The sequence below is a fragment of the Photorhabdus sp. RM323S genome (assembly GCF_042879375.1).
In the GTDB taxonomy this organism is placed as follows: Bacteria; Pseudomonadota; Gammaproteobacteria; order Enterobacterales; family Enterobacteriaceae; genus Photorhabdus; species Photorhabdus tasmaniensis.
The window spans coordinates 97,450-117,161 of record NZ_JBHFKZ010000006.1; the positions used below are offsets into that span (position 1 = coordinate 97,450).

Consider the following 19,712-nt stretch of genomic DNA (forward strand, 5'->3'; position numbering starts at 1 on the left):
TGGTAGATATGATGATGGTGAAATCACCATCATCTTTAAAGATGCAGAATATCCTTCACAAATGGAATCGTCAGCTTGCGCTGGGCAACGATCGAAGCATGATCTAACTGATTCAATGTCATAAACAGCGTCCGCATTTCTCTGTCTAATCTTTTCAGTAAGAAACGCCCCACATCTTCCGGCAACTCAAACCCACGTAATTTTGCACGCAGTTGCAAAGCCTGTAATTTCTCATCATCGGAAAGCGGTTGTAATTTATAAATTTGCCCCCAGTCCAGACGGGAAGCCAAATCAGGTAACCTGAGATCAATTTGACGAGGCGGACGATCGCCACTGATAAGCAAACAAGTGCGACCGATTTCCAGAATGCGATTATAAAGATTGAAAATCGCCATTTCCCACTCTTCATCACCAGCAATACATTCGATATTATCGATACAAACCAGTGATAAGTGTTCCATGCCCTCAAGCACCTCAGGGATAAAATAGGCACGTTTATCCAGCGGAACATAGCCCACAGCTTCATCTTTCAGGGACAATTCAGCACATGCGGCATGCAACAAATGACTTCGCCCCCCACTATCACGGGACCAAAAATAAATATAGCTGCCATGCGGCTGATTAATGGCCAATTTGAGTGCAGCTAACAGGGTAGCATTTTCCCCCGGAAAGAAACTGGCAAAAGTTTCATCATCGGGAAGATATAAAGGTAATGAAAGCTGCGATGGTGTGTTCAGAAGCACCTCAAACAGAGCAGGTAACAAGCGCAAACAAGTTTATCACAGAAAATAGTTGTAAATGAACTGTATAGATAAATAATAAAAAAACTATTTTTTGGATTCAATAAGTTAAACCCATGTCAGCCTCGCCTTAAATGTACAATATTTCTTCACAATACAGAACAACCTGCAAGCACTGGTGAAATATTCTGAATGCGAAAGCAGGAAAGGGCTAAGTTTTTAATTTCATGCTATCTAAGAGGGAATAGTCAGATGGTGAGATTTGTCAGTTTTCAGAAGGATCAATGTAATAGTTCTTTACTGATAACAAAAAGGCGATGATAGTGGTAATCCTTGTCATAGCCCCAACAATAATCAGCCCAAGTTATATAGAAATCATCCCATGATGTAATCAAATTCAGCGGACGCTCCTCTCTGGTACCATCAGAAACATATACGTGATATCCATCAGCATTGATTGCCCAAGCAATCATACGCTCCCAGAACCTGCGCCCATCTGATGTCTGCTCACTAACAGACACGACAATAGAATAATTTTCAAGAAAGAACCTGAAAAATTCTTGTGGTAAGCCTCTCACAGCCCATCATGCTGAGGAAGGACTGTACGCCATACAAGTATCTGTGTGCATGTGTTTTTGGATGGAATAATATGCCAACAAAATCGCAACAAATTTAACATAAGTGCTAATCTTAATAAGAAGTGGGGGCGCTCTGATTTACCGCCTACCCCATTATCAACTGACATAATAAACAGGAAGCTGAGTAATGAAAAAAATCCTATTGTGTTGCTCTGCTGGCATGTCCACCAGCATGCTGGTACAACGTATGCAGGCAGAAGTGACAAAACGAGCATTGGACATTGAGATCAAGGCCGCCTCTACCATCGAATTAAAACATCTAATAACCGATGCCGACGTTGTTTTACTTGGCCCGCAAGTAAGACATCAGCTGGCTCATTTTTCCGCTATCGCCAAACCACTCGGCAAGCCGATAGACATTATTGACATGATGGATTACGGCGCTCTCCGTGGTGACAAAATTCTCGATAAGGCATTAAGCCTGTTGGAATAATTAACTTCATCATCATACGGAGTGCCCTATGAGCCTCTATACTGCTTTCATACGTGTCGTAGAAAGCCATATTGTCCCACTTGCAGGACGAATCGGTAACCAGCGACATATTAGTGCGATACGTGACGGTTTTATCTCAGCCATGCCATTTTTGCTCATCGGCAGTATCATGCTAATTGTGGCAAACCCGCCATTTGATGCACAAACTTCATCCTCATTTGGTCAAGTTTGGTTGTCCTTTGCGAAAACTCACTGGGACACCATCACCATGCCTTACTTTATGACCATGGGATTAATGAGCATATTTGTTTCCGTCGGCACGGCCTACAGCCTGGCTAAATCCTACGGTCTGGATGGGTTAACTTCTGCTTTACTGTCACTAATGGCATTTTTATTAGCGGCAGCACCGCAAATAGAAAACAAAATAGCACTCGATTTTCTCGGAGGAGCAGGTGTATTCACCGCATTGATTTGCGCTATCTGGTCAGTTGAACTGACGCGTTTATTAAAAAAATATAACATCACCATCCGTATGCCGGCACAAGTACCACCGGCAATTGCCCGTTCTTTTGAACTTCTGTATCCGGTCATCGGTATCTTGCTAACGGTTTACCCGATCAGCGTGTTCTTGCAGAGTGAATTCAATCTGCTGCTTCCTGCCGCCATAATGCAAATTTTCCAACCTCTCATTTCCGTTGGTGACACACTGCCCGCCATTATGCTAGCAGTGCTGATTGCCAATCTACTGTGGTTTGCCGGTATTCACGGTGCCAACATTGTTACTGTCCTGTTGAGCCCAATATTTATGGCAAATATTGCCACCAATGCAGCATTAATGGCTCAAGGAGCTGCGGCAACCCAAATTCTCACTGATGCTTATTGGTCATTTTATGTCTGTATTGGCGGCTCCGGCTCCACCCTGGCTCTGGCTATTCTTTACCTACGCAGCCGTTCTATACACTTGCGTACTATCGGAAAACTGAGCGCAGTTCCGGCCATGTTCAACATTAATGAACCACTGCTATTTGGCTCACCGATTGTTATGAACCCAACCCTATTAATTCCATTATTGGTTGTGCCATTGGTCAATGCAGTCTTGTCTTACAGCACCCTACATCTTGATCTGGTGCATAAAATGGTCGCTATCTCTCCTTGGACCACACCGGCCCCATTCGGTGCAATGCTTTCCGCCGCCTGGGATTACCGTGCGGCAGTGCTGGTTATTGTGCTGATGATAATCGATCTATTTATCTGGTATCCCTTCTTCAAAGTTTATGAAAAGCAATTAATCAATGAAGAAAATAAACAACAAGAAGAGACGATATCCACCAGCGTAGAAACGCAATCTTAGCCATGATCTTCGGAGGATTTACACATGGATTTGGAACAAACTATTGTCGAACTGCTGATTCATGCCGGGAGCGCACGCAGCCATGCGCTGATGGCATTACAACATGCCAGAAACGGTGACTTTCAAGCTTCACAAACACTGATGGCTGAATCCCAACAGGCAATCAAGGAAGCGCATGCCATTCAAACTACTTTAATCGGGTTGGATGAAGGCGGCGGTAAATTGCCTGTCAATCTGATCACTATACATGCACAGGATCACTTGATGAACGCGATGGTTATTCAGGATCTTGCCGGCGATATGATTGAACTCTACCGCCGGATGCCATCACAGGAGGAAAAAATATGAAACAGATCAAAATAGCTGTTATCGGTGGCGGTAGCAGCTACACACCTGAGTTAGTAGAAGGACTCATTCAGCGCAACAAAAGCATTCCACTCTCTGAACTGGCATTAGTTGACATTGATGGTGGAAAACAGAAAGTAGAAATTATCGCTGCACTTACCCGTCGTATGCTGGCCCGCCATGGCCTGGAACACGTTATCGTCAGCGTACATTTCACACCGGATAATGCAATTCGCGGCGCCAGTTTTATTTTGACTCAATTGCGTGTCGGCCAGCTTCCGGCGCGTGCTATGGATGAACGTCTGGGGCTGAAATATGGCTTAATCGGTCAGGAAACGACAGGCGTAGGTGGATTTGCCAAAGCGCTGCGTACCATCCCCGTTTTGCTGGATATCGCCGGTAAAGTTGAACAACTTGCGCCAGATGCATGGATTGTTAACTTCACTAACCCGGCTGGGATCGTCACCGAAGCGGTTTCCCGTTACAGCAAAGCAAAAATTATCGGCCTGTGTAATGTCCCGGTCACCATGCACCATATGATTGCCAATATGCTGCAACACCCTTATCAAGATGTGCAATTACGTTTTGCCGGGCTTAATCATATGGTTTGGGTACATCAGGTACTGGTTTCAGGGCGGGATGAAACACATCGGGTACTTGATATGTTATGCAACGGTGTAGCATTAACCATGAATAACATTAAAGAATCCCCCTGGCCCCCGCCATTACTCAGAGCATTAGGTGCAATCCCCTGCCCTTATCACCGTTACTTCTACCAGACCCACAGCATGTTGCAAGAAGAGCGCGAAGCCGCCGCCAAACAAGGCACACGGGCAGAACAAGTCATGAAAGTAGAACAGGAGCTGTTTGAACTGTATGCCGATCCAAACCTTGCTCACAAACCAGAACAGCTCAGTTTCCGCGGTGGTGCATTCTATTCTGAGGTTGCATTGGATCTGATGTGCGCTATTCACAACAATCTTGGCAGCCAGCTGGTGGTTAATACCCCTAATCGCGGTGCTATTCGTGGCCTGCCGGACGATGCCGTCATTGAAACCAACTGTATCATTAATGCAGAGGGCGCTCACCCGCTGACATTTGGCCGCCTACCTGACAGTATGTACTCTCTGACCCAGCAGATAAAAACCTTCGAACGTTTGACGATTGAAGCAGCAGTTCATGGCGATCGCAACGCTGCATTGCGGGCATTGATCACCAACCCACTGGTTGCCGATGTGGATATTGCTTTTCCGCTTTTGGATGACGTATTAGCGATAAATCGTGATTATCTGCCGCAATTTTAATGAATAATCTGCACCTGGTTGAATAACCTGAAACCAGAACGAGCATAAAATTAAAGAGATATCAGTTATTAGTAACTAATAGACTAATACTGATATCTTTTATCGTTAACTGACCTTATAACCTCTTTTTTTTGCGGCGTAACGCGCATTTATTTCTCCTGCCAAGTTTGAACAGTAAAATCAGTATTATAATTCTGCCATGAAAGCAATTAATTGAAGAATACTGAAAATATAAGGTTTCAACATGTTGAAACTTTGGGAAAATCTATGCCTTTTAAAATAGAAAACCTCAGATATGGCGAAGCACATCTCTCAGACTTTGAAGTGTCTGGCGTGGAATATGCAAAAAACAATTTAGACAATAACACACTATTTGAGAGGTACCCGACAAATAACCATGCTCAAATGATCATAATTATGTCCGCAGTTGAGAGGTTGATTAATGAGCACTATAATGCGGTTAGTCCTAGTGGATATATTTTGCTAGCCGCAGATGAGCGACTGAACAGGGTCTATAAACGATATATTAATCGATTTGTGACACAAAACGGCTTTACCATGACAGATAAGTTAGATCCAAATAGGAGGGGTTATGTCATACATACATAACAAACAAGCCGAAAAAGAAAAGCTTGAACTCGAAAAAGCGGTAGCTAAAAAAGCTGAACGTATGAGAGCCGCTTACAGTGCCCTAAAAAAATCCGAAAGAGAAGGTACTGTTCAGTATCTCAATGAAAAACGAAACTGGTACGTAGTCCGATAAACTGAAAAGGGAGCTTTTCGCTCCTTTTTCCTCCATAACGCAGGTACCGTAAATAAGTTTACGTCCACCTCCCCCGCTCTCCCTGATTAAAACCATTCAAAACGGGGAAATAAATCGAATTTATTGCTTCAATGACTTATCGCGCTTAACAGATTCAACAGAAGATTCAATATATCGTTCTTCAGGACGAATAATACTAATCAAGCGGAAAATCAGACTCATACCAATACCCACAATGGTTGCCAGCGCCATCCCTTTAAGTTCAGCAACGCCAATATTTATTTTCGCGCCACTGACACCAATAATAAGAATAACGGAGGTCAGAATCAGATTTTGTGCTTTATTGTAATCCACTTTGGAATCAATCAGCACCCGAATACCGGATGCTCCGATAACCCCATAAAGCAACAGAGAAACACCGCCCATGACCGGAACAGGCACGGCTTGAATTGCTGCCGCCAGTTTACCGACACAGGAGAGCAGAATCGCCAATACCGCCGCGCCACCAATAACCCAGGTGCTGTAAACTTTGGTAATTGCCATCACACCAATATTTTCGCCATAAGTCGTATTCGGGGTTGAACCAAAGAAACCAGAAATCACAGTTGAGAAACCATTCGCGAACATAGAACGATGCAAACCGGGTTCTTTCAACAAATCTCTCTTCACAATATTTGCCGTAACAACTAAATGACCAACATGTTCCGCGATAACAACCAATGCCGCAGGCAGGATCGTCATTATGGCGAACCATTCAAAACGGGGCGTATAAAAAGTTGGCAATGCAAACCACGGTGCTTCACGCACAGGAGTCAAGTCAACCTCCCCCAACAGGAATGCCAGTGCGTAGCCCACCAACACCCCAATCAAAATCGGAATGATTGCCAGAAATCCACGGAACATTACGGAGCCAAGAACAATCACCGCCAGTGTGACCAGCGAAATTGTCAGCGTCGTTGGATTAACATCAGCGCCTTCTGCCGGACGCAAACCGGCCATATCAGCCGCAACACCAGCAAGCTCCAGCCCGATAACCGCAACAATCGCCCCCATTGCCGCAGGTGGAAACAGCACATTAATCCAGCCTCGTCCCGCCACTTTAACAATTAATGCAACCAGACAAAACAGCACACCACACAGGATAAAACCGCCCAATGCTAATTCATACCCCAATGGCAACAACAATAAAACCGGCGAAATAAATGCGAAACTCGATCCCAAATACGCCGGAATTTTTCCCTTACAAATAATCAGATATAACAATGTACCGATCCCGTTAAATAGCAGAATCGTCGCCGGGTTAACTTTAAACAGAATCGGCACCAATACCGTCGCACCAAACATAGCAAAAAGATGTTGGAAGCTCAGTGGAATGGTCTGTAAAAGTGGAAGCCGCTCATCTACCCCAATAGTGCGACGGGTCATTTGTTTATCCTCTTGATATTATCGCATCACGAACCAAAAAAAAGCCGACTCAAAAGTCGGCTAACTTATTATTTTGTACCAAATATTTTATCGCCTGCATCCCCCAGACCGGGCACAATGTAGCCCTGTTCATTAAGTCTCTCATCAATAGAAGCGGTATACAGTTCTACATCGGGATGGGCTCTTTCCAGCGCAGTAATACCTTCAGGTGCCGCAACCAAAACCAGAACTTTAATTGACTGACAGCCTGCTTTTTTCAATAAATCGATAGTTGCAATCATGGAACCGCCGGTCGCCAGCATGGGATCAACCACCAGCGCCAGACGTTCATCAATATTAGAAGCCAGTTTCTGGAAATAAGGGACCGGTTCTAGCGTTTCTTCATCGCGATACACACCTACGACACTGATCCGGGCACTTGGTACGTTCTCCAATACGCCATCCATCATACCCAATCCTGCACGCAAAATAGGCACAACGGTTATTTTCTTACCTTTAATCTGCTCAACAGCTACCGGGCCACACCAGCCATCAATCGTGACCTTTTCGGTTTCTAAATCAGCGGTGGCTTCATAAGTCAGAAGGCTTCCGACTTCTGCGGCCAGTTCACGAAAGCGTTTGGTGCTGATATCATTCGCTCGCATCAGGCCGAGTTTATGTTTAACAAGTGGGTGGTTCACCTCAACGATCTTCATGGACTTCTCCTACTGTATGTCAAGTCATCGGCAGACAAAAAATCGCGAGATTATACCGCCTTTTAACCACAACACCACTACCAATCCGTTGATTTTAATCAAACGCACGGCTTTTCTCCGATAACTGAGATCCTAAATAAGAGTCTCGCAAACGTTTGCTCAGGCTGTTAGAATTGTCAGTGTTCTATCTTAATTTATCAAATGCAACCGCCTTGAGGGCTTCTCAGTGACCAACAAAACCTCTCTCAGCTATAAAGATGCCGGTGTAGATATCGATGCTGGTAATGCCTTGGTAGACCGTATCAAAGGTGTTGTAAAACAGACTCGTCGTCCAGAAGTCATGGGCGGTTTAGGTGGATTTGGCGCTTTATGTGCATTACCGCAAAAATACCGCGAACCTATTCTGGTTTCCGGTACCGACGGTGTTGGTACCAAGTTGCGTCTGGCGATGGATCTGAAACGCCATGACACTATCGGCATTGATTTAGTTGCAATGTGCGTCAACGACCTGGTTGTCCAGGGCGCAGAACCCCTGTTCTTCCTTGATTATTATGCAACCGGAAAACTGGATGTTGATACCGCCGCCAGCGTTATTACCGGTATCGCGGAAGGTTGTAAATTATCCGGCTGTGCTCTGGTGGGTGGTGAAACCGCGGAAATGCCGGGGATGTATCACGGTGAAGATTATGATGTTGCTGGTTTCTGTGTTGGTGTCGTTGAGAAATCAGAAATCATTGATGGCAGTAAAGTTCAGGCGGGTGATGCCCTGATTGCTCTCGCCGCCAGTGGTCCTCATTCAAACGGCTATTCTCTGATACGCAAAATTCTGGCCGTCAGCAACACAGATCCGGAAGCAACTGAGCTTGAAGGCAAATCACTGGCAGATCACCTGCTCGCCCCGACAAAAATTTATGTGAAATCCCTTTTATCCCTGATTGAACACCTTGATGTTCACGCGATTGCTCATCTGACCGGCGGCGGCTTCTGGGAAAATATTCCACGTGTCCTGCCTGAAAATACCCAGGCGCAAATTAATGAATCCAGTTGGCAATGGCCGGCAATATTTAACTGGCTGCAACAAACCGGTAATGTCAGCCGTCATGAAATGTACCGTACATTCAACTGTGGTGTCGGCATGGTCATTGCGTTACCACAAACAGCTGTTAAGCAAGCGCTTGAATTGCTCAACGCCGCCGGTGAGAAAGCCTGGCAAATCGGCTCTATTGCCACACAGAAAGAGAACGAACAACAGGTTGTTATTCAATGAAAAACATCGTTGTATTGATCTCCGGCAACGGCAGCAATCTCCAAGCGGTGATTGACGCCTGCCAACAGAACAAAATCAGTGGACAAATTTGTGCGGTATTCAGTAATACCGCCGATGCTTACGGTCTGCGACGGGCTAAACAGGCGGAAATTCCCGCCCATGTCGTCAGCCCGAAAAACTATGCGGATCGCCAGACTTATGATCAATCACTGAAACACGCCATCGATCAGTATCAACCCGATTTAGTCGTTCTCGCAGGTTATATGCGTATTCTGACGCCAGATTTTGTTCAACACTACTTTGGTCGCCTGCTAAACATTCACCCTTCTCTATTGCCCAAATATCCCGGTCTGCATACTCACCGCAAGGCAATGGAAAATGGCGATACAGAACACGGCACTTCCGTTCATTTTGTGACAGAAGAGCTGGATGGCGGCCCAGTGATCCTGCAAGCCAAAGTCCCTATTTTTGCAAATGATCAAGAAAGTGAGGTGATTAAACGAGTTCAAACTCAGGAGCACGATATCTACCCATTAGTGATCAACTGGTTTGTCGAAGGGCGCCTGAGCATGGTTAATGGCAAAGCCCATTTGGATGGGAATATCCTTCCTCCACAAGGCTATGCCGCAGAATAATCTATTTATTCCCCCCTAATTACAGTGCTGTGGTAATATACCCGGCACTGCGAACTATTGTTAATAATACTCTCTTATTGATTAAAAACACCGAGGTATCAAATGTCTGGTGGTTCTCATTCTCCACCTGTCAGATTACGTCCCCTTGAGCGGGAAGATCTGCCATTTATCCATCAATTAGATAACAACGCCAGCGTCATGCGTTACTGGTTCGAAGAGCCTTATGAAGCTTTTGTTGAACTGAGCGATCTCTACGACAAACATATTCACGATCAGAGCGAACGTCGGTTTATTATCACGAATTCTAACGCCAAAGTTGGGCTGGTTGAATTAGTCGAAATCGACTACATCCATCGCCGGGCAGAATTTCAGATCATTATCGATCCGGCCTATCAGGGTCAGGGCCATGCAATCAAAGCGGCAAAACTGGCAATGGAATACGCGTTTTCTGTCCTTAACCTGTATAAACTCTACCTGATTGTTGATAAGGAAAACACCAAAGCCATTCATATCTATAATAAGCTGGGTTTTTACACTGAGGGAGAATTAATAGATGAATTCTTTATTAATGGCTGTTACCGCACAGCCATTCGCATGTGTGTTTTCCAACCTCAATATTTCGCATCCAAGGCAAATGAAAAGACCTGAACCCATCATGACAGACGAGATTACAACAACCGGCCACGACTAATAATATTACCTTTACCTCAACACTTGGAGTAACAATGTCCCAAGACAGGCTCTATACCGAGAAAGAACTTAGTTGGTTATCCTTCAACGAGCGTGTGCTTCAGGAAGCGGCGGATAAGAGCAACCCATTGATAGAACGGATGCGGTTCCTGGGTATTTACTCCAATAATCTGGACGAATTCTACAAAGTTCGTTTTGCTGATGTGAAGCGAAGAATACTGATTAATGAAGCGCGGGGAGCTGCCACCAGCTCCCGACACATACTGAAAAAGATTCAATCTAAAGTGGCTAAAACCGATCAGGAATTTGATGTGCTCTATAATGAGTTACTGCTGGAAATGGCCCGCAATCAAATTTTCCTGATCAATGAACGGCAAATTTCACCGAATCAGCAAATCTGGTTACGCCAATATTTTCGTCAACATCTGCGACCTCATATCACGCCAATCCTGATTAATCCGGAAACAAATCTGGTTGAATTTCTGAAAGATGACTACACTTATCTGGCGGTTGAAATTGTCCACAGCCAGAATATCCAATACGCATTACTGGAAATTCCGTCAGATAAGGTACCACGTTTTGTTAATTTGCCGCCTGAAATGCCACGACGACGCAAATCAATGATCCTGCTGGACAATATTCTGCGCTACTGTCTTGATGAAATTTTTAAAGGCTTCTTTGACTATGATTCACTAAATGCCTATTCAATGAAAATGACCCGTGATTCTGAATATGATTTAGCAACAGAGATGGAATCAAGCCTGCTCGAACTGATGTCATCCACGCTGAAACAACGACTGACTGCGGAACCGGTAAGATTCGTTTATCAGAGAGAAATGCCGGATGAAATGGTGGAATTACTGCGTAGCAAGCTTGGCTTGTCAAATGATGACTCGGTGATTGCCGGCGGACGCTATCACAACTTTAAAGATTTCATTAAATTTCCCAATGAGGGAAAGAAAAACCTGTTGAACAGACCCTTGCCGAGATTACGGCACACCTGGTTTGATCATTTTCGCAATGGTTTTGATGCTATTCGTGAACAGGACGTTCTGCTCTATTATCCCTATCACACCTTTGAACACGTGCTGGAATTACTGCGCCAGGCTTCTTTTGACCCAAGCGTACTTTCCATCAAGATCAATATTTATCGGGTAGCAAAAGACTCCCGCATTATTGAATCAATGATCCATGCAGCCCATAACGGTAAAAAAATTACCGTGGTTGTTGAATTACAAGCACGATTTGATGAAGAAGCCAATATTCATTGGGCCAAACGGCTGACCGAAGCAGGTGTGCATGTTATTTTCTCAGCACCGGGGCTAAAGATCCACGCAAAGCTGTTTTTTATTTCCCGTCTGGAAGGCGAAGAAATTGTTCGCTATGCCCATATTGGTACAGGTAACTTTAATGAAAAAACGGCACGTCTTTATACCGACTATTCCCTGCTGACAGCCAATCCGCAAATTACCAACGAAGTGCGTCGGGTATTCAACTTTATTGAAAACCCCTATCGCCCGGTCAACTTTGAAAACCTGATGGTTTCGCCGCAAAATTCCCGCGCGATGCTCAACCAGCTTATTTCTCAGGAAATAGCAAACGCCAAAGCAGATAAACCCGCTGGCATTACGTTAAAAATCAATAACCTTGTTGATAAAGATCTGGTGGACCGTCTGTATGACGCCTCAGAAGTGGGTGTGAAAATACGCCTGCTAATACGTGGTATGTGTTCACTGGTGCCCAATCAGCCAGGATTCAGCGAAAATATTCAAATCACCAGTATCGTTGACCGTTACCTCGAACATGATCGGGTTTATGTCTTTACCAATAGCGGCGATGAAAAAGTCTTTCTCTCCTCTGCCGACTGGATGACCCGTAATATCGACTACCGGATTGAGGTTGCCGTCTGCCTGCTTGATCCACAATTGAAACAACGTGTGCTGGATATTCTCGAACTACAATTCAACGATACGGTAAAAGCCCGTTACGTCGATAAAGAATTGAGCAACAGCTATGTACCACGGGGCAATAAACGGAAAATCCGTGCACAACTGGCGATTTATGACTATATAAAAGCCCTCGAACAACCTGGACCAAGAGCCTAATTTATGCCGCTAACACACGATAAATCTACGCCCAGACCAATGGAAATTGCTGCTATCGATCTAGGTTCAAACAGTTTCCATATGATCATTGCACGGATCGTTAACGGCGCATTGCAGATCCTTGGCCGTATAAAACAACATGTCTACCTTGCTTACGGTCTTAATCAAAGAAACGAATTAAGCGAAGAAGCCATGGCGCGCGGCCTGGCTTGCCTTGCGCTGTTTGCTGAACGACTACAAGGCTTTCCGGCAGATAACGTCTGTCTAGTCGGCACTCACAGCTTACGTGAAGCCAGCAACGCCAAAGAATTCATCAGGCGGGCACAAGAGGTCATCCCCTACCCGATTGAAATTATTTCCGGTCACGAAGAAGCCCGCCTGATCTACATGGGCGTCGAACACACTCAGCCGGAACAAGATCGTAAGCTAGTGATTGATATTGGCGGTGGCTCTACTGAACTGGTGATCGGCGAAAATTTTGAACCTTTATTAATAGAAAGCCGCCGGATGGGATGCATCAGTTTTTCTCACCAATTCTTTTCCGACGGCGAAATCAGTGCGGAGAAATTCCGCCGAGCACGGCTTGAAGCAGCTCAAAAATTGGAGAACCTCTCATGGCAATACCGCATAAAAGGCTGGAACTCCGTGCTCGGAGCATCCGGGACAATCAAAGCCGTTTATGAAGTACTGGTCGCAATGGGAGAGAAGGATGGATTAATCACACCTGAACGGCTGGAAATGTTGGTCAAAGAGGTGCTTAAATTCAAAAAGTTTAAAACCCTCGACTTACCTGAATTATCCGATGATCGTAAACACGTTTTTGTTCCCGGGCTGGCTATCTTATGCGGTGTATTCGATGCCTTGCATATAAAAGAGTTACAACTATCAGATGGCGCTCTGCGCGAAGGTGTTTTATATGAAATGGAAGGTCGCTTCCGCCACCAGGACATCCGCCGGAGAACGGCAAAAAGCCTGGCTGAACACTACAATATCGACAGAGAACAGGCAAAACGTGTGCTCGATACCACTGAAGCGCTTTACCAACAATGGGCCATCCAGAACCCAAAACTGGTGCAGCCCCAACTCGAAGCGATTTTACACTGGGCGGCAATGCTGCACGAAGTTGGGCTAAGTATTAATTTAAGCGGATTACAACGGCACTCTGCTTATATTTTGCAAAACACCAACTTGCCAGGCTTTAATCAGGAACAACAATTACTATTGGCAACACTGGTTCGCTGTCACCGCAAAACAATAAAACTGGATGATTTGCCAAGATTCAATCTATTTAAGAAAAAACAATATCTGCCATTAATTCAAATCCTGCGTCTGGCAACTTTACTCAATAATCAACGTCAATCCACAACCACCCCTGAATCACTCAGACTGGTTACTGATGATGGTCATTGGGCACTCTATCTGCCTGACAATTACTTATCAGAAAATACCCTGATGCAACTTGATCTGGAAAAAGAGCAAGAATATTGGCATAACGTTACGGGTTGGCAACTAGAAATAGCAGAGGAATCATCAAAATAAAAAATAATCAATCTGGCACCACAACTCTCGTCAATCAGCTTAATTTTCTCACTGTTTCCCCGAATTTTTCGGGGAAACAATCCATTATAACGACTACAACTTCAACAGAATGACCCCTGCGATTATGACAATAATGCCCATCCACTGAATGCGGCTCAATCGTTCTCCACGAATAAAAAAACCTAACAAAGCGGTGACTCCACTTGCTAATGAACTCAGAACAGTAACAATCGCAACATGCCCAGTTACAGAACCGTAAGCCAATGAGGCAAACCCTATCAGACTAAAGAAACTAATTGAAAAAACCAACGCTACAATTGAAACTGGCGGTAATGATAAATCCCCATTTTTTAACAATGTGAGAAATAAAAGCACGACAGCGGTTAAATAGTAAACCCATAACGCATTGATAACACCAAGATCTCTAACAGCAAATTCCCCTTGCAACCAGAAACCTAAACCAAACATCAGCGAAGATAAAAGCGCAAAGAGAATCGAAACCGACGATTCTCGCTGTCCATCTTTAGATTTCGGCACACTGGTTAAACATGCACCCACAACACACATAAATAGACTAAATAAAACCAAAGCGGTGATCGGTTTCCCACTTATTAGTGACAAAATAGTCGTCACTGCTCCATAAAGCGAAACAATCGGTGCAACAATAGAAGCTTTCCCAATCGATAACGCTTTAAGTAGAAATACCATTGCCATTAAATTGCAAACAGAAGCAATAATACAAATGGTCAATTGAAAAAAACTAGCATTGACAAACGACATCTTGAAATAAAAAAACAGCAATAAAGATAAAACAGAAAAACCAAATAACTGACTATAGAATAACGATTTAGCCACACCGATTTTTCTTGCCGCTTGCCCAGCTAAAAAATCAGTGCTTCCCCAACACAATGCCGAAATCAATCCCATCAAAATAGCCATAATTATGATCTCTTATTAATTTGTTTTTAATTTCACACTATTAGCAATGCGCATTGCATTTTCCATAGCTTCCGTACAGCTATCACCATGAGCCAAGGCATAACCGATAATAGAACCAAAGTTTTTATTTTTCGACGAAATACTGAAAGGTGTCTTTTTAAACCCGGCGAAAATAAAATAAGGGGAATCAGAATCTACGCTAATATCATTCACAATAGCTTCGCCACGATGGAAAATAAAGGCATCAGCGACGAATGGATAGGTCATTACTGATTCTGGTGATATAGTGCTTTCTATACCACAAACGAAATCAATCAAATATTTGACCATATTCACCCCGGTGGACATGAAAATCTGTTGAGCCGCTCTGGCACCCGCTATACGCAAGTTTATTTCCACTAATACAGGCCCATGAGATGTATAAATAAATTCAACATTTATTGCACCACCCCGTAACCCCAGAGCGGTTACCCACCCTTTCACCAGCTCACAAGCAATAGCAAATTCAACTTCAGACAGATCATCAGCAGGATGAGATAAACCTATCATACACAAGCCATCATCAGGAGAAACAAAAATTCTATTGATGCCAATTAAATGCCATTTATCATGATTATAGATCAATTCAGCCCCATAGAAATTGCCTTGAAGGAACTCTTCTATCAAGAATTCCTCATTGACTTTACCGAGCATTGACATCGTGCCATTAGACGAAATGCCAGAAGTCACATTACGATAATCATCTTTAGATTTGCAAAGTGATACCCCATAAGCTCCCGCATCACGGAGTGGCTTAATAACAAATGGAAAAGGAACTTTAGGATGTTCTGGAATATTATTATAAGAAAAAACCTCGTAGGCAGGTTGATAATAACCATGTTGTACAAGGATATCCCTGGCATTTTTCTTACTGAATGCATTCCTCAAACCCTTTAGATCGGGATGAGGCAAACCGAACTCTAACGCCACTTCAGACGCAGTGATCATCACATCATCATAACAACCAAGGATCGCGGCAACAGGAATGCGATTATCTTTAATTAAATTAATAATATCTGTGCTACTTCCCGTATCTATATAGTAAATATTATCAAATAATTCCTTTTTTAAATCATCATATAATCCTTTATTCATTGATGCCATTGAAGTTAACAAAACCGGAGAAAATCCCAAATATCTAATATAATCAATTGCCGAGCATTCAGTCGGTCTTACTTCAAGAAAAATAAAAACGCCCATATCTACCCCACCATTAGTTGCTTTTTATTAACATATACTTATCTTTTTCACTCCGAAAACAATCTATATTTATTAATAATAAAATTTCATACTAGAATTAAAACAAGCTAATTATCATGTATAGTCTCAACAAGGGTAACTTTCAAATATAAAAACCATCAAAACGCAACATACTTAAAGTCTTTAATACGTAACTGATTAAATTTTAATAATTTTTTTCACAAAAAATAACTTCACCGTCAGAAAAAAACATTTATTACTTTTTTAAATAAAAAAATCAAAAACTATTCTATTTTAATGTTTAATTTACTTTGACATATCATCATTTATATACTTTTATTAATGCAACATCAATTTACGGATATTTTTTAGTTAATGGAATAAATTGTTTAAATTAATTTATTGTTCCCGGGTATTTTTTATCTATAGGAGTATTTATGTCGTCTCATGAATTTAAGAAAACAGTATTCAGCCCATCTCCATGGGAAAACAAAATGGGATACTCAAGAGGGAAAAGGGTTGGTAATCAAATCTTTATTGCAGGATGTGTCGCCTCAGACGGCGATGGAAATGTTATAGGGGAAAATGCTTACGAACAAACGCTATTTATTATAGAAAAAATTGAAAAATATTTAAAAGAGCTTGGCACAGAACTAACCGATGTTGTCAGTACGGTAACGCATTTAACTGACTTCGAACATTTTGATGATTATTGCCGGGCATTTAACGAGAAATTTGGCGATATACGTCCTGTTAATACAACGATTGCGGTTAAATCGATGGTGAAGCCAGAGCATTATGTTGAAATTACCACTATTGCTATCGACAGCAAATAATTAAATCAAATAACAATATCAATGGAAATTGATCTATCTGGAGGCTTGGCATGAATAAAATTAACGTGCTCCCTGGTTCCACTCTTAATGGGGAAATAGTCATACCTTCATCTAAGCCTCATATCCAAAGGGCTCTACTATTAGCACTGTTAAATGAAGAAAAAACAACAATAAATAATTTATCATGGTGTACTGAAACAGAAGATTTACTTACCGCTTTACAACAATTTGGTCTAAAAATTCTGGATAGAAGCCAAAATCACATCACATTGAAAGGGGCACATCCAATATATCATTGTAATGGGATTATTCATGCTAATGGCTCTGGTATGCTATTCAGAATAAGTGTCGCCTTAGCCTCACTGACAGAAAAAGAAGTTTACATAAAATGCAATGACTCCTTGTTTAACAGAGAAAGTCTGTATGACGAAGCATTTTTTTCATATCTGAATGTACTTGCAGAAAAGCAGCAAGAGAATATCGTTGTTATTTCCAGGCGGATATATCCCTCACAATCTCCATTAAACTTCAATAAAAGTACCCAGTTTCTCTCATTCTCTCTTCTTGTCTCACCATTTATTAAAGGGAAAAGTATTATCATTAACAACGACAGTGAAACCAAGAATGGATATGTTGATATAACAATTAAAATGATGGCATCACTGGGGAGTAAAATCACCCGCATAGGCAATGCATTTATTTCAACTGAATATCAAGCAAGGGATATTATCATTAACATTCCTACTGATTTCACATCACTAAGCTACATTGCTTCATCAATATTAAGCATTAATCGGCCAAGCAAAGTAACTATAAAACGTTACTCTCTGGGAAATACCATTAACGAAAGCGTATTATTTAACATATATAAAAGATTCGGCATAAATTTAAAATATAACTCAACGAAGAATGAACTTAATATTAATTTAGCAAGAGAACGTAACGCAATTACAGGTGAAATTTACTTAAATGAACTTCCCTCTGTTGCCACTAATATTATCGCCGCAGCGATTAATGGCAAAGGAGATATCATATTTTCCGGGCTTAATGCGATAAATAACCACAAATGTCAACGGGCATTCATTATTAATGAAAATATACGAATGATGGGAGGAAAAAGTTATTTAATTTTTAATGATACTGGTGCTTTCAACAAAATAATGATCCACAGCAACGGGCCACTCAATGGAGGCGTTGAGGTATTCAGCTATTATGATCATCGGATTTGCGCATCCAATATTATTGCATCACTAGGGGCAAGAGAGCGAACAACGGTTAATAATATTAATAAATTAGATGATGGCTTTCCTGGATTTATCCAATCTTTAAGTTCTCTCGGCGCCAGAATAAGTTAGCTAACAATATAAAAGCGAGATAAAAATATGAAGTACTATGGTAATAATCATCCGCCATTTATTGAAATAAATAACACCAAATCATTAAACGGCTCAATAACTTTACCGGCATCCAAAAGCTCCTCAACCCGTGCCATCCTAACAGCATCATTGACGGAAGGAACAAGTAAAATAAATAACATGGCATCAGGGAACAACACAACAGCGATGAAATTAAACTGTTCCCGTTTAGGCGCATCATTTAATAATGAGATTTCAGGGACCACCGTAACAGGCATAAACGTCAAAAAAATTAATAAAAAAATCATATTCAATCCAGGTAATTCCGGCGTGGTATTACGGCTATTAATGGGAGTATCCGGTTATCTGCCTGATGTCGAATTTATTACAGATTACAGCTACTCTCTTGGCACTCGCTCACAATCAGAAATGGTTAATGCACTAAAACTACTCAACATTCAGTGCACCGCCGTTGGACCCGATTCACATTTGCCGATAAGTATTAAATCAAACAGAAACATTGGTAGTTACACTGAAGTTTCATGCCGAAAAAGTTCTCAATTCCTGAGTGGATTACTTTATTTAGGTGCCATTAGTGAACGGGATCTCCATATAAAAGTGACCGATACAATAACCGCACCATCAATGGTGCATACTACAATTAATAACCTGCGTAAGGCCGGTATTAGTATTGAATATGATGACGAATTCCGCCATTTCTTTACCACAGGAAATAGTCTGTTTATCGCATCAGAATTTAATGTCGGTGCCGATCCAGCCAGTACTGCGGCAATCCTTGCACTTTGCGCCTCACTTAATTCTGACGTCACCCTAAACGGTTTCTTTGAGGAGGAATTAGGTAATGGGGCCGTTATTAACTATTTAATTAACAGTGGAGCTAAAATCAACTTTATCCGGGAAGATTGTCTCAATATTCGCTCCGGAGGAACAATAAAAGCGCAGGATTTCGATGGTTCACTGGCACCCGATGCAGTACCTGCCCTTGCTGCATTAGCAGCATTTGCCGAGGGTAAAAGCGTTTTTTATAACATTGAACATATTCGTTATAAAGAATCAGACAGAATTTCTGATTTTCGGCGGGAATTAGATAAAATAGGTGTCAGATCAGAAGAGAAACTGGACCAATTAATTATTTATGGCAATCCATATGGATATAAAGGCGGCATTATCGTTGATGGTCATTACGATCATGGATTAATCATGGCTCTCACGACAATAGGTTTACATTGTGATGCACCACTCATTATTCGTGAACCATATCATGTTGGTCAAACCTATCCTGAATATTTCGCCGAAATATCCACATTAGGTGCCAATGTAAATGAACTAAAATATTCCAGCCCTATACCAGAAGACATTTAAATATCATTGATAACTCTTAACCAAAGGAAT

The 19,712-nt window shown here is 42.3% G+C and carries 19 protein-coding genes and 1 pseudogene; 14 read left to right on the forward strand and 6 right to left on the reverse strand.

The window, feature by feature from the left end; translation table 11 throughout:
* Positions 1-35: 35 nt before the first annotated feature.
* Positions 36-743, reverse strand: a complete 708-nt coding sequence (gene hda, locus ACGF7G_RS04835) for a DnaA inactivator Hda (protein WP_133814184.1) — start codon at positions 741-743, stop codon at positions 36-38.
* Between the two features lie 278 nt (positions 744-1,021).
* Positions 1,022-1,407 (reverse strand): annotated as a pseudogene (locus tag ACGF7G_RS04840) (hypothetical protein); the annotation flags it as partial.
* Positions 1,408-1,505: 98 nt separating this feature from the next.
* Here ACGF7G_RS04840 and ACGF7G_RS04845 point away from each other — a divergent pair.
* The 6 genes from ACGF7G_RS04845 to ACGF7G_RS04870 all read left to right on the forward strand — a co-directional run bounded on the left by ACGF7G_RS04845 (position 1,506) and on the right by ACGF7G_RS04870 (position 5,574).
* Complete coding sequence (locus ACGF7G_RS04845; RefSeq protein WP_387463887.1) at positions 1,506-1,811, forward strand: PTS sugar transporter subunit IIB; 306 nt, start codon at positions 1,506-1,508, stop codon at positions 1,809-1,811.
* A 28-nt stretch (positions 1,812-1,839) separates the two neighbouring features.
* Positions 1,840-3,162, forward strand: coding sequence for a PTS sugar transporter subunit IIC (locus tag ACGF7G_RS04850; RefSeq protein WP_387463888.1), 1,323 nt, complete (start codon positions 1,840-1,842; stop codon positions 3,160-3,162).
* Between the two features lie 24 nt (positions 3,163-3,186).
* On the forward strand, positions 3,187-3,510 hold the full coding sequence (locus tag ACGF7G_RS04855) for a PTS lactose/cellobiose transporter subunit IIA (RefSeq protein WP_133812714.1): 324 nt from the start codon (positions 3,187-3,189) through the stop codon (positions 3,508-3,510).
* Positions 3,507-4,811 carry a 6-phospho-beta-glucosidase gene (locus ACGF7G_RS04860; protein WP_387463890.1) on the forward strand — a complete coding sequence of 435 codons (1,305 nt, stop codon included), beginning with the start codon at positions 3,507-3,509 and terminating at the stop codon, positions 4,809-4,811. The genes ACGF7G_RS04855 and ACGF7G_RS04860 overlap by 4 nt, the downstream gene beginning before the upstream one ends.
* A gap of 213 nt (positions 4,812-5,024) precedes the next feature.
* The gene (locus ACGF7G_RS04865; protein WP_387463891.1) at positions 5,025-5,420 is read left to right on the forward strand and encodes a hypothetical protein; all 396 of its coding nucleotides are present in this window, start codon (positions 5,025-5,027) and stop codon (positions 5,418-5,420) included.
* Positions 5,404-5,574, forward strand: coding sequence for a hypothetical protein (locus ACGF7G_RS04870; RefSeq protein ID WP_166295634.1), 171 nt, complete (start codon positions 5,404-5,406; stop codon positions 5,572-5,574). The genes ACGF7G_RS04865 and ACGF7G_RS04870 overlap by 17 nt, the downstream gene beginning before the upstream one ends.
* Before the next feature lie 120 nt (positions 5,575-5,694).
* Here the strand turns inward: ACGF7G_RS04870 and uraA are convergent, their stop codons facing one another.
* A complete protein-coding gene (gene uraA, locus ACGF7G_RS04875; protein ID WP_387463893.1) occupies positions 5,695-6,999 on the reverse strand; it encodes a uracil permease in 1,305 nt (434 codons plus the stop codon).
* A 68-nt stretch (positions 7,000-7,067) separates the two neighbouring features.
* On the reverse strand, positions 7,068-7,694 hold the full coding sequence (gene upp / locus ACGF7G_RS04880) for a uracil phosphoribosyltransferase (RefSeq protein WP_387463895.1): 627 nt from the start codon (positions 7,692-7,694) through the stop codon (positions 7,068-7,070).
* A 226-nt stretch (positions 7,695-7,920) separates the two neighbouring features.
* On the opposite strand from upp, the gene purM reads away from it, so the two are divergent.
* The 5 genes from purM (at position 7,921) to ppx (ending at position 13,930) form a co-directional block, all read left to right on the forward strand.
* The gene (gene purM, locus ACGF7G_RS04885) at positions 7,921-8,961 is read left to right on the forward strand and encodes a phosphoribosylformylglycinamidine cyclo-ligase (RefSeq protein WP_387463897.1); all 1,041 of its coding nucleotides are present in this window, start codon (positions 7,921-7,923) and stop codon (positions 8,959-8,961) included.
* Positions 8,958-9,596 (forward strand): phosphoribosylglycinamide formyltransferase, encoded by a 639-nt coding sequence (gene purN / locus ACGF7G_RS04890; protein ID WP_387463898.1) that lies wholly within the window; start codon positions 8,958-8,960, stop codon positions 9,594-9,596. The genes purM and purN overlap by 4 nt, the downstream gene beginning before the upstream one ends.
* A gap of 102 nt (positions 9,597-9,698) precedes the next feature.
* Positions 9,699-10,244: a spermidine N1-acetyltransferase gene (speG, locus tag ACGF7G_RS04895; protein WP_387463900.1), complete on the forward strand. Its 546-nt coding sequence runs from the start codon at positions 9,699-9,701 to the stop codon at positions 10,242-10,244.
* A gap of 77 nt (positions 10,245-10,321) precedes the next feature.
* The gene (ppk1, locus tag ACGF7G_RS04900; RefSeq protein ID WP_387463902.1) at positions 10,322-12,391 is read left to right on the forward strand and encodes a polyphosphate kinase 1; all 2,070 of its coding nucleotides are present in this window, start codon (positions 10,322-10,324) and stop codon (positions 12,389-12,391) included.
* A 3-nt stretch (positions 12,392-12,394) separates the two neighbouring features.
* A complete protein-coding gene (ppx, locus tag ACGF7G_RS04905; protein ID WP_387463904.1) occupies positions 12,395-13,930 on the forward strand; it encodes an exopolyphosphatase in 1,536 nt (511 codons plus the stop codon).
* A gap of 93 nt (positions 13,931-14,023) precedes the next feature.
* Here ppx and ACGF7G_RS04910 read toward each other — a convergent pair whose 3' ends face one another.
* Together ACGF7G_RS04910 and ACGF7G_RS04915 are read right to left on the reverse strand one after the other, a co-directional pair.
* A complete protein-coding gene (locus tag ACGF7G_RS04910) occupies positions 14,024-14,869 on the reverse strand; it encodes a DMT family transporter (protein WP_387463905.1) in 846 nt (281 codons plus the stop codon).
* Positions 14,870-14,884: 15 nt separating this feature from the next.
* The gene (locus tag ACGF7G_RS04915; RefSeq protein WP_387463907.1) at positions 14,885-16,108 is read right to left on the reverse strand and encodes an acetyl-CoA carboxylase biotin carboxylase subunit family protein; all 1,224 of its coding nucleotides are present in this window, start codon (positions 16,106-16,108) and stop codon (positions 14,885-14,887) included.
* Positions 16,109-16,545: 437 nt separating this feature from the next.
* Between ACGF7G_RS04915 and ACGF7G_RS04920 the strand changes: the two genes are divergently transcribed.
* The 3 genes from ACGF7G_RS04920 to aroA are packed head-to-tail and all read left to right on the forward strand — an operon-like array spanning position 16,546 to position 19,682.
* Positions 16,546-16,944, forward strand: coding sequence for a RidA family protein (locus ACGF7G_RS04920; RefSeq protein WP_036849319.1), 399 nt, complete (start codon positions 16,546-16,548; stop codon positions 16,942-16,944).
* A 50-nt stretch (positions 16,945-16,994) separates the two neighbouring features.
* Positions 16,995-18,299 (forward strand): 3-phosphoshikimate 1-carboxyvinyltransferase, encoded by a 1,305-nt coding sequence (locus ACGF7G_RS04925; RefSeq protein ID WP_387463909.1) that lies wholly within the window; start codon positions 16,995-16,997, stop codon positions 18,297-18,299.
* Positions 18,300-18,326: 27 nt separating this feature from the next.
* A complete protein-coding gene (gene aroA, locus ACGF7G_RS04930; protein ID WP_387463911.1) occupies positions 18,327-19,682 on the forward strand; it encodes a 3-phosphoshikimate 1-carboxyvinyltransferase in 1,356 nt (451 codons plus the stop codon).
* Positions 19,683-19,712: the final 30 nt, after the last annotated feature.

Excerpts from the sequence above, each read along its gene's own strand:
- ppx (WP_387463904.1), top strand. The coding sequence starts at position 12,395 with ATGCCGCTAACACACGATAAATCTACGCCCAGACCAATGGAAATTGCT.
- ppk1 (WP_387463902.1), top strand. The coding sequence starts at position 10,322 with ATGTCCCAAGACAGGCTCTATACCGAGAAAGAACTTAGTTGGTTATCC.
- purN (WP_387463898.1), top strand. The coding sequence starts at position 8,958 with ATGAAAAACATCGTTGTATTGATCTCCGGCAACGGCAGCAATCTCCAA.
- ACGF7G_RS04910 (WP_387463905.1), bottom strand. The coding sequence starts at position 14,869 with ATGGCTATTTTGATGGGATTGATTTCGGCATTGTGTTGGGGAAGCACT.
- uraA (WP_387463893.1), bottom strand. The coding sequence starts at position 6,999 with ATGACCCGTCGCACTATTGGGGTAGATGAGCGGCTTCCACTTTTACAG.
- ACGF7G_RS04850 (WP_387463888.1), top strand. The coding sequence starts at position 1,840 with ATGAGCCTCTATACTGCTTTCATACGTGTCGTAGAAAGCCATATTGTC.
- ACGF7G_RS04870 (WP_166295634.1), top strand. The coding sequence starts at position 5,404 with ATGTCATACATACATAACAAACAAGCCGAAAAAGAAAAGCTTGAACTC.
- speG (WP_387463900.1), top strand. The coding sequence starts at position 9,699 with ATGTCTGGTGGTTCTCATTCTCCACCTGTCAGATTACGTCCCCTTGAG.
- ACGF7G_RS04860 (WP_387463890.1), top strand. The coding sequence starts at position 3,507 with ATGAAACAGATCAAAATAGCTGTTATCGGTGGCGGTAGCAGCTACACA.
- aroA (WP_387463911.1), top strand. The coding sequence starts at position 18,327 with ATGAAGTACTATGGTAATAATCATCCGCCATTTATTGAAATAAATAAC.
- ACGF7G_RS04845 (WP_387463887.1), top strand. The coding sequence starts at position 1,506 with ATGAAAAAAATCCTATTGTGTTGCTCTGCTGGCATGTCCACCAGCATG.
- ACGF7G_RS04920 (WP_036849319.1), top strand. The coding sequence starts at position 16,546 with ATGTCGTCTCATGAATTTAAGAAAACAGTATTCAGCCCATCTCCATGG.
- upp (WP_387463895.1), bottom strand. The coding sequence starts at position 7,694 with ATGAAGATCGTTGAGGTGAACCACCCACTTGTTAAACATAAACTCGGC.
- ACGF7G_RS04855 (WP_133812714.1), top strand. The coding sequence starts at position 3,187 with ATGGATTTGGAACAAACTATTGTCGAACTGCTGATTCATGCCGGGAGC.
- ACGF7G_RS04915 (WP_387463907.1), bottom strand. The coding sequence starts at position 16,108 with ATGGGCGTTTTTATTTTTCTTGAAGTAAGACCGACTGAATGCTCGGCA.
- ACGF7G_RS04925 (WP_387463909.1), top strand. The coding sequence starts at position 16,995 with ATGAATAAAATTAACGTGCTCCCTGGTTCCACTCTTAATGGGGAAATA.